This is a genomic window from Paenibacillus sp. 23TSA30-6 (genome assembly GCF_014858585.1).
Taxonomy (GTDB): Bacteria; Bacillota; Bacilli; order Paenibacillales; family Paenibacillaceae; genus Paenibacillus.
In genome coordinates, this window is the sequence record NZ_SLTL01000023.1 from 78,857 (window position 1) to 93,012 (window position 14,156).

General features: G+C 47.7%; 11 protein-coding genes. 3 read left to right on the top strand and 8 right to left on the bottom strand.

The window, feature by feature from the left end:
- Positions 1-49 precede the first annotated feature (49 nt).
- Positions 50-1,654 (top strand): PucR family transcriptional regulator, encoded by a 1,605-nt coding sequence (locus tag E0698_RS19380; protein ID WP_192512623.1) that lies wholly within the window; start codon positions 50-52, stop codon positions 1,652-1,654.
- 579 nt (positions 1,655-2,233) lie between these two features.
- On the opposite strand, the gene E0698_RS19385 is transcribed toward E0698_RS19380, so the two are convergent.
- From E0698_RS19385 to E0698_RS19405, 5 genes are all read right to left on the bottom strand, one after another.
- Positions 2,234-3,025, bottom strand: a complete 792-nt coding sequence (locus E0698_RS19385) for a hypothetical protein (RefSeq protein ID WP_192512624.1) — start codon at positions 3,023-3,025, stop codon at positions 2,234-2,236.
- A gap of 29 nt (positions 3,026-3,054) precedes the next feature.
- Positions 3,055-4,941 carry an FtsX-like permease family protein gene (locus E0698_RS19390; protein WP_192512625.1) on the bottom strand — a complete coding sequence of 629 codons (1,887 nt, stop codon included), beginning with the start codon at positions 4,939-4,941 and terminating at the stop codon, positions 3,055-3,057.
- 64 nt (positions 4,942-5,005) lie between these two features.
- Positions 5,006-5,779: an ABC transporter ATP-binding protein gene (locus tag E0698_RS19395; RefSeq protein WP_025682142.1), complete on the bottom strand. Its 774-nt coding sequence runs from the start codon at positions 5,777-5,779 to the stop codon at positions 5,006-5,008.
- Positions 5,780-5,888: 109 nt separating this feature from the next.
- Complete coding sequence (locus tag E0698_RS19400; RefSeq protein ID WP_238354071.1) at positions 5,889-6,914, bottom strand: sensor histidine kinase; 1,026 nt, start codon at positions 6,912-6,914, stop codon at positions 5,889-5,891.
- Positions 6,911-7,612: a response regulator transcription factor gene (locus E0698_RS19405; RefSeq protein WP_149094010.1), complete on the bottom strand. Its 702-nt coding sequence runs from the start codon at positions 7,610-7,612 to the stop codon at positions 6,911-6,913. Before E0698_RS19405 ends, E0698_RS19400 begins: the two co-directional genes overlap by 4 nt.
- 290 nt (positions 7,613-7,902) lie before the next feature.
- On the opposite strand from E0698_RS19405, the gene E0698_RS19410 reads away from it, so the two are divergent.
- Positions 7,903-9,405, top strand: coding sequence for an alpha/beta hydrolase family protein (locus E0698_RS19410; protein ID WP_192512626.1), 1,503 nt, complete (start codon positions 7,903-7,905; stop codon positions 9,403-9,405).
- A 299-nt stretch (positions 9,406-9,704) separates the two neighbouring features.
- On the opposite strand, the gene E0698_RS19415 is transcribed toward E0698_RS19410, so the two are convergent.
- From E0698_RS19415 to E0698_RS19425, 3 genes are all read right to left on the bottom strand, one after another.
- On the bottom strand, positions 9,705-10,745 hold the full coding sequence (locus tag E0698_RS19415; RefSeq protein WP_192512627.1) for an NAD(P)-dependent alcohol dehydrogenase: 1,041 nt from the start codon (positions 10,743-10,745) through the stop codon (positions 9,705-9,707).
- A gap of 325 nt (positions 10,746-11,070) precedes the next feature.
- Positions 11,071-11,658, bottom strand: coding sequence for an SDR family oxidoreductase (locus tag E0698_RS19420; RefSeq protein ID WP_192512628.1), 588 nt, complete (start codon positions 11,656-11,658; stop codon positions 11,071-11,073).
- Between the two features lie 26 nt (positions 11,659-11,684).
- Positions 11,685-12,848: an MFS transporter gene (locus E0698_RS19425; RefSeq protein ID WP_192512629.1), complete on the bottom strand. Its 1,164-nt coding sequence runs from the start codon at positions 12,846-12,848 to the stop codon at positions 11,685-11,687.
- Positions 12,849-13,043: 195 nt separating this feature from the next.
- On the opposite strand from E0698_RS19425, the gene E0698_RS19430 reads away from it, so the two are divergent.
- Positions 13,044-13,961 carry an AraC family transcriptional regulator gene (locus E0698_RS19430; RefSeq protein WP_192512630.1) on the top strand — a complete coding sequence of 306 codons (918 nt, stop codon included), beginning with the start codon at positions 13,044-13,046 and terminating at the stop codon, positions 13,959-13,961.
- The last annotated feature ends 195 nt before the right edge of the window (positions 13,962-14,156 follow it).

Here is a 14,156-nt window from a genome sequence, read left to right on the forward strand (position 1 = left end):
TGTCCGGGACCTGAATCATATACGCATCATTTTGGGGGAGTGATTTGACATGCATTTAACTATAGAAGAAGCCTTGATGGTCTATCCGTTATCGGAAGGGAAGCTGGCTGCTGGTATAAAGGGAATTTCCCGAACAATCACCTCCATTAATTTGATGGATGCCCCGGATGTGATCAATTGGATAAAGGAAGGGGAGCTGCTGCTGACTACGGCTTATGCGATCAGGGATTCACCCGAGGAATTTGTCAATTTACTGCAAAAGCTGAATGAACGGGGGGCCTCCGGGCTTGGCATCAAGCTTGGCCGCTACTGGACGGAAATTCCCGAGATTGCCCTGCTTGAAGCCGACCGTTTGAGCTTCCCCCTGATTGAGTTGCCTTTTGAATTCACCTTCTCCGAGCAGATCACTGCTCTTTTCCAATCCGAGTTCCAACGTGATACCCGCCGGCTGAATGAATTGCTTGAAACGCAGAAGAAGCTGGTTGATTTTGCGATGCAGGCGGATGAGTACACCAATTATTTTCAAAGTATCACCAGCATTTTGGGACATCCTGTAGCCATCGTCTCCTCCGAGGGACAGGCCTTGTATAACGTGACAAGCTGTTCCGAAATAGAGCTATTGAGTCACTGGCCCTGGCATCAGGACAATCGGTTTTATAAGGCAGCCAACAACCTGTTGTATCGGGTCCACCTGCTGAAAAACGGAAAATCATACGGTTACTTGCTGGTTCAGACTGAAAATCTGCAGGAAGCACATGATATGGAGGGCATTTTTCACCAGGCTGCCGTTATTCTTTCCTATCATCTGGAGATCATCTGGAATCAAGAGGCTTCTGCGGCGGGCAGTCGTCTTGGCGCGGCCATGGAGCGTTACTTGAAGGGAAACGCCTCTCGGGAAACGGTTCTCGAATTTGCCGAAGCGTTGGGAAGCACATTTTGGAGCACTCCCTACGTATGCATGATATCCTCCACAGGAGCTGATACATGGGACCATGAGAGTCAGCGACGCAGACTGAAGGAGATTCGGGATAAGCTTCAGGACCATCCGAAGACGGCCTCCTTGGAATCCCATCATTTCTATGTGATGAACCGCGTATATTCCCTCTTTCCCATTCCGGAAGAGGAGGCCAAGAAGCGCAGACAGTATGAGAATTCCGCGCGTTTGTATGCGGATTTGATGCACGCATGGGACCACGGAGCAGGAGCAAGGACATGTTACATCAGCAAAGTCAGGATGGGTATGGAGGAGTTCATCGACGGCTTCCGGGAGTGTGCCGAGGCCGAGAGAATCAGCACGGAGCTCGGTTCAAGCGAAACGGTTGTCATGTTTGCCGACCTGGAATTCATTTATCTATTCAAACATATTCCGAAGCAGGTCATGAGCAGGTACTGCTCTTATCTGTTCCGTCCACTGTTGGACAAGGACGAGGAATATGCCGGCGAGATGATGCACACGCTTGAAGCCTATTTCGCCAACAACGGCCATGTGAATGAAACCGCACGTGAGCTGTTTATCCATCGCAACACGGTGCTGTACAGGCTGGAGAAAATTTCGGGGCTGCTGAATCTGGATTTGAAGAATACTGACCACCTGCTACTGTTAAAGCTGGGGCTTATGTTTAGACATTTGATGCCGCACGACAGGCAGGCTTGATTTGAAAATATCTACAAGAAGGGTATCCCGAGAAGCCTTCCGGCTGCGGAATACCCTTTTTTACCTCTTATCCACGCAACTGCTTCCAGGATGATCAAAATTGCTTGCTTTCCGATTTTCAGACTCATTCCGCGAATTCCCACTCCGGATTTTCAGACGACTTCCCATAAATGGCCGTCCGTGTCCTGAAAATAGCCCGAATACCCTCCCCAAAAATATCATGTGTTGAAAAAAAGACTCACTTTTTATGAAGAATATGCAGTGGTGCTCCAAGCTTCCCCTTAACCTGTTGTTCTGTAATGCCCATCTATTATTAACACCAGAATTAATTTTTTCACGAGTTACTCTCTTTATATGTAAGCGTCAAACCCTGCACACCTTCAACAGCTTAAACATTCATGAGAGGATGAAGGTAACCTAATTAAACAGGAGGTTACCTCATGTCGACCAGAGAAAGACGCCGCCAAGAATGGACAGCCCTATTGTCTGGATAAATCACCTTTGTTACAAATCCAATAGCATCATATTCGTAGTTTGTAGGGTTGGTATTTCCATCAATAAACGTTTTAAGTTGGCCAGTCAATGTGTTGTAGTCGTACTGTTTAATGATCGTTGAAGCAGCACCATTTGCATCTGTGACCGCGATGTTTGTTTTGTTGGGTATGCTCCAGAATAAGGTGCTGTTGTTTTGTATTCTGTTTGAAAGGTAACGTAGTTCGCTGCATCCTTTTTGACTCTCGTTTGCAACGTGTTCCCAAACGCATCAAAGTTCTCAGTAATTGTTTCCTGGAGAATTGCTCCCGTTACATTACCTTCACGAACACGAATTGTTGTCACATTGCCATGAACTGCATCACGTACATATTCCGTATATTGTGTTTGAGTAACAGAAATTGGTTTCGAGACATCAACAAGTAAATGCGACGTTGCATCATAGGTGTACGTTGTTGTTACACCCAACACGTCAACAGCGCTTGTGATACTACCATAGTCGTTATAAGTCTGTGATGTATTAACCACATACTTATTGGTATTTCCTGATTCCTCCTTGGTTACCTTTGTTGCACTAGGTGATGTCCAGCGCCTTGGTTCGTCATACGTGTAGTCAGTCGTATGGGTATAGGTTTTTCCACCATAAGAAAAAGTTGTTACAATACTCATGTTGTAGAATACAGCTGGTGTATTCTCATCAATAAAATCTTTCTTATTTGTGAGCGTGGATTGAGTCAAACCATCGTAAACCCCCACAGAGAATGAGATATCTGTATCATAAGAACTTCCAATATCACTTGTTGGATAAGAGACGTCTTTATGGTTGTTACTTTTTGGGGTCGTATGAGACCATTGAAAAGTCTTGCGATCCGTTTCCAAGCCGACGGTCCTTTCAGAAATAGGGGCAATCAGTTAAAACCCGCTGATTGTTTCAAATGCTTTAAATAACGGGCACGGATCAGTAGAAAGTACAGGAATTGCGCGACAAGGAAAACGCTGTAGACCGTAATGGCCGAATGAATCACCGGCGAATGGAGCAGGTTATGCAGAGCGTATAGCGCAACCGAGCTGTGGATGAGCGCGACCGCGAGCGGTACGAAAAACAACAGCGCCATCTGTAGAGTCGCCACCTTCTCAAGTTCCTTGTCGGTCAACCCGATCTTCGTTATGGAACGGTACTTCTGCTTGTCATCATTCAGGTCGGTAAACAGCCGGAAATATAGAAAGCTTCCCGATGCAACAAAAAATACGCAACTGACAAACAATCCGACGAAAAGCATCAGATTATAGGTCCGCTTCATCTGTTCCTCCAAATAGGCAGGAGATGTGAACCAAAAACCGGAGGTTTGTGCATATCCTAGCTGTTGAGCGATGGCCTCCCCCGTGTCCGCCGTTGAATCGGCGCTGTCCGTATCGTAAGCGGTTAAAAGCTGTTCTTCTTTCGGATTGCCAAAGGAGTCAAGCATCTCATCCTGAACGATCAACAGCGGTTCATCGACAATGGGAGGCGTGACCGGCTTTCCGACGGTTTGTTTCATGTTGAATGTGATGGATGTTCCCTTCACTGACCACTCGCGTTCCGGCAACGGCCGGTTTTTCATGGTCCAGATGGTCGCGGCTTCATTTCCCTGCAGCGACAGTACCGGGTAATCCAAGGCTTTGGCAAGCTTGGTATACTCGGACAGGCGGATGAAGTTCAGTGATTGTCCATTTATCGAATCGAAGTTCGCTAAATGGACGGACAATTTATCATAACGAATTCCCCGTTCTTTGAGCTCTTGTTCGATTATTTTCGTTTGATAGGCTGCTTGCCCGACATCGCCGGTGGTTTGGATGTAATTATAGGCGAACGGGTACGCATCCGAGATTTGTTTGTGGATTGTTTCCTGATATCCCATCAAGCCGCCCATGGCGCAAATGGCGACTGCCGAAACGATCGTCACGAGAAAGAACATGCGGGCGTTGTCCTTCATGCGGTAAGCCATGTCGGAAAAAACGAGCACATTCGTTTTGTGCAAAAAGACAGAGCGGTTGCTTCTCAAAGTGCGAATCACAAACACGCTCAACTGAGTGTATAAAAAGTAAGTACCGATGATGACTATGACCGTGACCGGAAAAAGAGCGATAACGACCGTGGCGCCTTTAACTAGAAACGATATGATGTATCCGGCAAGAAGAAGGCAGAACGCTGTAATTGAAAGAAAAACGGATGATTTAGGCTCAGGCTTCGGTTTGGCGCCACCTTTCAGCAGATCGATCGGCTTGCTGGCCCGTACGAATGCGGCAGTGAACGCGGAGATGACGAGAAACAACAGCACGAATGCGGACAGAGTGAGCAGAATTGCTTTGCTTGGCATGTAGTATGGCAGCGGGCTCATCTGCATCACATCAGCTCCGATCATCATGAATAGCTTGGCGAACAGCATGCCGGCGGCAAGACCTGCCACAATGGAAGCGAAACCGATCACCATGCTCTCGATAAAGACTATGCGTCGCAGCTGATTGTAGGTCATGCCGTGCATGATGAGCACGCCGAATTCCCGTTTGCGGGATTTCAGGAAGGCACTGACGGAATAGAATACGAAGAAGATGGAGAACACATAGACGATATATTCCGCAACCGTCATTGCCGTAACGGCCGACCAATTGAAATCAGAATTTTTAATTGCAGGGTGAAAAATAAAAAAAGCATAAATGAAAAAGATCATCACCGAAAACGCGCTGCTCAGAAAAAAAGCGGCATACGTTCGTTTGTTCCGGCTTACATTGCGGAAGGCAAATTGTCGAAACGTCATTTATTGACCCTCCCGACCTATTGCCGTAATGGTCATCATGGACAGGATAAGCCGGGAACTCCTCTTAATTGACACGAAGCGGTGAAAGCTCATGTGCATTCCCTCCCATTAGTGAAAGCATATCGATAATCTGTTGGAAGAAGGCCTGCCGGTTGTTTCCCCGGTAAAATTCATTATAGAGCCGACCGTCCTTGATGAATACGACCCGGTGGCAGTAGCTAGCCGCGAGAGCGTCATGGGTGACCAGCAGCATGGTCGTATGATCGGTTTGGTTGATGGCCTCCATGGTTTCCATCACATCTCGAGAGGATTTGGAGTCGAGATTTCCTGTCGGCTCATCGGCCAGCAACAGCGAAGGGGAATGAATGATGGCCCTTGCGATGGCAGCCCTCTGCCGTTGCCCTCCCGACACTTCATAGATTCGTTTATTCAGAATTTGGGTGATGCCCAGTTTTTCGGCCACCAGATGAAGCTTGGCGTCCATCTCCTTCACGCTTTTCCCATCCAGCGTAAGAGGGAGAATGATATTTTCCCCGATGGTCAGCGTATCTAGCAAATTAAGATCCTGAAAGACAAAGCCCAGCTTCCGTCTGCGGAACAGGGCCAGATCGTGTTTGGATAACAAATGGGGGTTTTCCCCATTAATCAACACTTCCCCGGAGGTAGGCGTGTCGATTGTGGATACTACGTTCAGCAGCGTTGTTTTGCCGCTGCCTGAAGGACCCATAATCCCGACAAACTCGCCTTTCTCGACAACCAGATTCATGTCGCTCATCGCCCTATACGCGATACTGCCATCATAAACTTTTCCCAGATTGCGCACGATTAACATATCCATATCAAGCATTCTTCCTTTCATACGGTCGGAATTTCGAATTTCCAAGGCTCTCTCGCATAATCATAACCGATCCTCAATCGCTATCCCATCGATTATTCTTAAACAAATCTTACAATGCTGTAATAAAAAACAAAGCATGTTCATAGAGCATGAACATGCGCGATTCCCATCCATATACGTACTGCTGTTCCTTGTCCCTGCTCGGATTCAAGCTCGACGCGATGATCAAGCCGCGAGGCGATCTCCCGAACCAGGTAGAGCCCCATGCCGGTGGATTCGCCGAACCATCTACCGTTTTCCCTGTAAAATACGCGTCGAAGACCCGCTTGATATCCTGTTTCGGGATTCCGGCGCCGTTGTCCCGAATCTCAAGAACGGCTCGCTGTCCGCGCACATCAGAGGTAATCATGACACGGCTGCTTGCGCCGGCCGAATACCGTACCGCATTGGTGATTAATTGGCCGAGTGCGAATGCAAGCCACTTGTCATCGGACATGACCATCAATCGGTCATCCACCTGGATTTCCGGGAAGACCTTATTGCGGATAAATAAATTTTTGTGTTCAGCCGTTACTTTCCCGACCAGCTGACGAAGATGCACCGGCTCCGCCACGAAATCCTGCTCGAACGCATCCAATCGTGAGGTATACAGCACCGTGTCAAGCCCCTTCTTCAGCTTGTCTATTTCCTCTCGAATGCTGTCAAAGAAGGGGTCGGTTTCTTTCTGAACCGCAAGGTGCATAACGGATAGCGGGGTTTTCATCTGGTGCACCCACTGATTGATAAAGGTGATGTGATCGATTAGCTTCTTACGGTATCGTTGGATATCGTTCTGATAAAGACGATACTCCCCCTGGAGCAGATGCCCAAGTGCATCCGCGAGCGGTGCGTTCCCGACAAATTCGGCCGATTCGTCAATTGACGAAAGAGGACGAGTCAGTCTCCGATAAAATCGAAAATGGCGGATATAACGGTATATCAAGTAAAAAGCGAGCAAGGCCGTATTTACCATGCAGATGTACACAAGATCGAAGGTATTTCGGAAACCGGATAAGCGGCACATATAAACAGTCAGCAGAAGCTGTCCGGCATACATGAACACTAACGGAACATGCTCTCTCCAAAACAGCTTCATGGCTCCTCCCTCCAGAAAGGCCGCAGTTTATACCCGGCTCCCCGCACGGTTTCCAACGCTTCTTCAACGCCGAGTTCGGATAATTTTTTGCGGATGCGCGTGATATTGACATTAAGCGTGTTGTCGTCAACTAACTGTTGACCGTCCCACAGCTTGTTCAGAAGCCAATCGCGGCTGACCACCTTGGAGCTGCTTTCCATCAGTGTTTCCATCAGCAAGGATTCTTTATGACTGAGATCTACGGTTTTGCCGGATAAGGTCAGCTCAAGCCTTTCGGGATACAACACGAGTCCTGTGCATTCCACAGTCCGTTCCCTCTTGTTGGGGGCGTATGAGCCATAAGCGCGGCGAAGCTGGCTCTTGATCTTGGCCATTACCACTTCATAATCGAAGGGCTTGGCGATATAATCGTCCGCCCCGTTCTCCAGCGCCATGACCTGCTCCATCTTGCCGTCGCGGGCGGAGATAAACAGAATCGGGCAGGTGGAGACCGTTCGGATTTGCCTGCACCAGTAATAGCCGTCGTAACGGGGCAGATTGACGTCCAACAGCACGAGATCCGGACGAATGCTCTGGAACACCTCCATAACTCGGTCGAACTCCTGGACCGCTTCAGCTCGATACCCGTATTTATCCATATATGATTGAAGCAGCTGCGCCAGCTTAAGATCGTCTTCTACAATCAGGATACTAAACATAGGACTTGGCTCCTTTTCTGATTTAAAAAAACACCAGCATGCCTTCGCCGAAGAGCGATTGGAACTTACTGTGTTTCTATGGTTTGAATAGGCTGGATTAGGTTCCGTTGTAAACTATTATAACCTTGCTCTTTCAAGCTGAAAAGAAACCGTTTTACTAGTCCTCCAAAACCGCAAGATCGAATTACAAAATTGTAAGGTAGATGTAAGGCAAATCGATAGCTTAGGCCAGCCTGACAGGATAAGATTGGAACAAACGAAAATAGAAATTTTTTAAAAGGAGAATCGAGATGAGGCTGTTTGAACTGTTGTTTTTTTTGTCAAACATCGGCTTGTTTGCATTAACAGTCCTATTAAAAAAAGGACGGCGTAGAATTCCAGTATTCGTTGCAAGCGGGATCGCCACACTTTTACTGGTCATTCATTGGATGGTGGAAGGATACAGAATTCAGCTATTTTTCCCATATTGCATAACGATCATTTTTTTAGCCATTTCAGGTTATAGCTGGTTTAAAAAAACCGGCCAAAAAAAAATCCCACGATTCATGTTGGGTTCAGCTTATACCGCAATAGCGATAATGCTGGTCGTAACAGCGGGTCTCATGTATGCCTTTCCTGTATTTAGACTACCTGAACCGACAGGCGAATTTAAGGTAGGAACGCAAACTTTTCATTTCGTGGATACAAATAGGGAAGAGATTTTCGACGAAGCCAGAGATGGCAAGAGGGAATTGATGGTTCAGGTCTGGTATCCGACTCAAGCTAGCACCGGCAAGTACGCTCCCTTTATTCCCGATACCGAGATTTTACGTTATATGGCCGCGAACTATGGCCTTCCCGGGTTTACGTTTCAACACCTGAAGTACGTATCCAGTCATGCTTATTCGGGAGCGAAAGTCTCTTCGGCACAGACTTCATACCCGCTGATCCTTGCAAATCCCGGCAACGGCTCTTCCAGGTTCCTCCACACGTCGCAAGCCGAAAATCTCGCGAGTCACGGATATATCGTGGCAGTGATCGACCACACCTACAATACATTTGCAACCGAGTTTCCGGACGGTCGAATCACGACCAGCACAACCAACGACTTATTTTCGCCTGCCCATGATTACCGGACAGAAAGGGGAAATCGTGACAAGTTGGGAAAAGTTTTAACTGGCGATGTGGCGTTTACGCTGGACCAATTCGAGCTCATCCAATCGGGGCAGATTCCAAGTCATCTAAAAGGGAAGATTGATCTCGGTCATGTCGGGGTGTTCGGCCATTCCATCGGCGGAGCGACGGCCTATGACGCTTCTTACGATCCGCGAATCACGGTTGGAATAGACTTTGATGGAGGGCTTTATCGACTGCGTGACAGAGAGGGTCTGCGAAAGCCGTTTTTGTTCATCAACTCGGAAAGCTATTTCGAAAAATTAAAAATGGTGATGGATAACCGGGTCTACACAGATGCAGAGCTTAACCGTATGGGATCAACAAGAGAGTGGGAGGATCAAGTAACGGAAGATAAAAAGTTGGAGCTTCAACGGATGCGCGAAACGGTCGACGAAGGGGGACAAGTCCTCTATATCGAAAATACGGAGCATTTGAATTTTACCGACGTACAATTCATTTCTCCGATTTTCAAAATGCTGGGCATTACAGGAAAGATTGCGCCCGAAAGAGCGAACTCCGTTATCAATGCCTATATGCTGGATTTCTTCGATAAGTATCTGAAAAATCAAGGCGGAATCTTAATGAAAGGACCGGATAGCCGCTTTCCGGAAGTGAAGTTCGTAACCTCGCTATTATAAATTACGGAACAGGCTACCCATTTTGATATGCTCCCCTTCAAGTAGACAGGTTTAATAAATAAACCGCTACTTGAAGGGGAGTTTTCCTTTGTCTAAGAAGAACGAATACAATAGGATTGAGAAACTAGCCATCATACAGGAGTTAAAAGCAGGATTGAGCAGTCGTGTGGAAGTAGCAAAAAACATAACATCAGCGTCACACCTTAGCCCGATCGCCGAAACTTCCAGGCCGCTATTTCCCAATTTACGCTTTTGCATCATACATCTTCCTTCCTTAATATGATTTTATCTTTACCAAATTACAGAGTAGACATATCAATCACGAATCGATAACGTACATCGCTGCGAAGAACACGCTCATAAGCTTCATCCGCCTGGTCGGCGCGAATGACCTCGATTTTAGGTGCAATGCCGTGTTGAGCGCAGAAATCAAGCATCTCCTGCGTTTCCCGGATTCCGCCAACGTTCGAACCGGCAATACTCCGGCGACCCATAATCACGGAAAAAGCATGGTAGTGATCCGGCTCAGCTGGTGCACCGACATTGACAAGCGTTCCATCCACGCGAAGCATGGATAAATACGCATTGACGTCAAGATTGACGGAGACCGTATTCAGAATGAGATCAAAAGAGCTGGCCAATTCAGTAAACGCACCCGGGTCATTGGTTACAAAATAATGGTCTGCTCCCATCTCCAGCGCTTCGTCTTTCTTGTTTATAGGATGACTCAGAACCGTAACTTCAGCACCCATGGTATGCGCGAATTGGACTGCTATATGTCCAAGACCGCCCATACCCACAATGGCGACCTTCTTGCCCGGCCCAACGTTCCAGTGCTTCAAAGGAGAGTAGGTAGTGATGCCTGCACACAAGAGCGGGCTTGCTGCATCCAGTTCCAGAGCGTCAGGAATACGGACGACGAATCTTTCCTTTACTACGATTTTTTGGCTGTATCCGCCGTATGTTACATTGCCTTCGTAGTCCTGTGTATTAAAGACCAGGACAACGTCTTTTGTGCAGAACTGCTCATCCCCCCTGAGGCAATATTCGCATTCTCCGCAGGAGTCCACAAAACAGCCGACGCCAACGCGCTCTCCTACGGCAAATTGGGTGACTTCCGAGCCAACTGCAGTCACGATTCCTGTAATCTCATGGCCGGGAACCATAGGGAAGATGCCGGTTCCCCAGTCATTGTGTGCATTGTGAATATCAGAGTGGCAAATGCCGCAGAACTTGATATCGATGAGGATGTCGTCCGGTCGAAGCTCTCTCCGCTCAATCATTGTCTTTTCAAAGGGCTCTTTTGCGCTTGGAACACTTAGAACACGAGTTTCGCACATATGTTTTCTCTACTCCTTCGCTCCTAGTAAAGCAATAAAAGAACACAATTTGATTTATCAGTGAACAACTTAATTAAAAATGTTAATTATCTTTCTTTAGTTATTTGGCTTACTATCCTATCAAGAGAACTATTATATATTTGTTTGAAAAATTCATCCTCTTCAAACTCTATTAATGTGATAAGCCTTTGAACCAATAAATTCCCAAACCAACGATTCAAATTATTCATCTTCTCCCTTTTTAGAGACATCAATCCCTTACTCCGCTCCAGCTTTAAACCCTCCACGACAGAGCACCTTAAAAATCCAGTTGCTTTATCTCTCCTTATTCGGGCTTGTTTATTCCTAAGCTGCGGCGAACTTCCAATTCAGGTGATTCAGCTAATTTAACGATCAAATCAGCAACACTCTTGCGCGAAACAACTGACCCTTTAAACGTTTCGCCTTTCTGAGTGGTCACATAGTCAATTTCATCTGAATTCGTAAACCATGCGGGTCTAAGGATTGTATATTCGAGGTCAGAGGCTTCAATGATTTGAGCTGATTTTCGATATGGATCTAGAATACCGCCATACTTCTCTCCTGGCACTTCATCATAAATGCCCATCGAACTGATAAAAATCAAACGTTTAACACCAGTGGCGCTCATAGCTTCCATGATGTTCTTGGCGTACTGTTCCAGATCACCAGCAAGATTGGCATAGACGACGTCCTTTCCAATCATGGCTTCTTTCAGCTTTTCCATATCCATGACGTCGCCTTCAATGACTTGTGCACGACTGGAATCAACATTTTCCAGTCGGCTGGACCTGCGCAAATAAAGTGTAAGCTGGGCATCAGTTTCCTTGAGGAACATGTCGATGGCCTGACGTGCAATTTGGCCGTTAGCGCCCAGGATTAAGATATTATTCATTTTCATCACTCCATCTACTTTTTCATCTATTCGATTCTCGCGTAAGTGTAGGTACGTCCGAAGGAGACGACAGCGATCGAGAGACCTGTCAATACAGCGGCAGAACCGATCCAGCTAACGGCCATGACCGATGAACTTCCTACGGCGATTCCTCCAATGCCTGCGCCTGCGGCGAAGCCGAACTGTACAAAAGAGCTGTTTAGGCTAAGCATGATACTGGAGGCTTCCGGAGCGATTGAAATCAGATTGAAGTTCTGTGTCGGTCCAAATGACCAAATCGCAATCGCCCAGAGCATGAGAAGAGAGACGCTCATGCTTACCGATACTGTGAATAGAGATAGTAGCACCAACGCAACGACCTGGACACTCATACTGATGAGGAGCGTTCGGCTAGTGCCAATCCGGTCCGTCAGAAATCCGCCCGCTTTCGATCCGATCAGACTTGCGATGCCCAGAGCCAGAAGTACGGCACTGATACCCTGCTCGCTTATCGGGATAAGTGTAGCCAAGAAAGGCGCGATATAGGTATTGACTGCCGAGTAGCCTATAAATACGAAGAAAGTCACGCCAAGGGCAGCAGCGATTTTCGGTTTCTTAAGATAGGAGAGTTGGCGACGTAAAGAAACGGGCGCTTCACTTTCGGAAGCCGGAATCGTACGGGCTACTGCAACGAGCGCAAGTAGGCTGAGAAATCCGAGTCCCCAGAAGATCGTCTTCCAGTCATACGCTCCAGCGACAACGCGGCCAATCGGAACGCCAAAGACCAGAGCAGCACTGAACCCCATAGCTACGTTGGACATCGCCCTTCCCTGCCTTCCGGGAGGCGCGAGCTGTGCAGCTGTCCCGTAGGCCGTGACGATAAACACTCCCGTCGCAACGCCGAGAACGGCACGTGAGACCATCAGAAAGCCAAAGCCTGGAAGAGCTAGCGTGGAGACAATGCCGAGCAGCAAAATGCAGAGTGCAATCAACAGTTGGCGGCGTCGATCCAGCTTCGCCGCTGCCAGGATGACGAGCGGGGTGCCGATTGCATTGGCGAGCGAGAATGCAGTCGTAAGTTGCCCTGCCGCCGATACAGATACGCCGACAGAAGAAGCGACTTGATCCAGAATGCCGACGATAACAAATTGCGACGTACCCACCAGGAAACTGATGAGAGTCAGCATGTAGATTTTCCAAGTATTATTCAAATGTAATCTTGCCTCCTTATTGCGGTGTTATCACCCCTTGCTTGATTCTGCGAGCTTAGTCTTATTATGCCGACCGGAGAAAGCGAAGCGGTATCTCATTCGTCTTAAATGATTGCCCAATCCTATCACGACCACTTTTGCTACAGGCAGGTAAGTCTTATAATGGAACCAGACAAACCCGCAAGGAGGATTTGAATGTCCGAGAACATTCTTCAACAGCAGCAGGAGCTCACCAGATTGATCAAGCGTCACTCGCTTCAGAATAGCTCCAGGGAAACGGCGATCCCTTCCCTATTTTTCTATCAGCATTCCAGCATAACCGAGCCCGCTTATCGGGTTTACAAGCCTTCTTTTTGTGTTGTCGTTCAAGGTTTGAAAGAAATTTTGCTGGCACAGGAGAGATTTGAATATGGACCATCCAATTATCTGATCGCTTCCATGAATCTGCCTGTGATCGGTCAAATCATAAAAGCTTCTGCTGACTCTCCTTACCTGAGTCTCAAGCTCGAATTTACACAGAACCAGATCCTTGAAGTGCTGAACGATTGTGATATTAAGGTCACGTCAAAAGATAACGCCAAACGTGCCCTGTTCGTCGGCCAGATGGAATCGTCCATTCAGGACGCCGTGCTCAGGCTTGCCCGTCTGCTGGACACCCCGGGAGAAATCCCGTTTCTCGCCCCTCTTTACACGAAAGAGATTCTATACAGGCTGCTGCAGGGACCCTATGGAGCCGAATTGGCTCAGATTGCGGTCGAAGGAAGCAGCACCTATCGGATCCGGGAAGCTATCGACCATATTGTCCGAGATTGGGATCAGTCTTTTCGGATCGAAGATCTCGCGGAGACCGCCAGTATGAGCGTTTCTTCGTTCCATCGGCATTTTAAAGAGGTAACCGCTATGAGCCCGCTTCAGTTCCAGAAGCAACTGAGACTTCAGGAAGCCCGCCGCCTCTTATTGGCTGAATCGGCGGACGCCGCGGACGTCGCTTTCAGAGTCGGTTACGAGAGTTCCTCCCAGTTCAGCCGCGAATATTCCCGCATGTTCGGGGCCCCTCCGAGAGCGGACATCAAGCGATTGAAGGAAAAATACGACCAGGTCATGAATGACTGAGCATCCGGACCGGTCGGCGAAGAAGCCAAAAGGGGCGGTTACGGGAGGCCACTGAAAAACATGGTTCTTACAGATAGCTGAAAGAGAATCCATTAAAAAGACGACATTCATTCCTTTATTTTTGAATGAGATGTCGTCTTTTTTTTGCTTCCTCATGTCTACGAGTGCTCCTCTTTTTAGCTCATCAACTTCAAG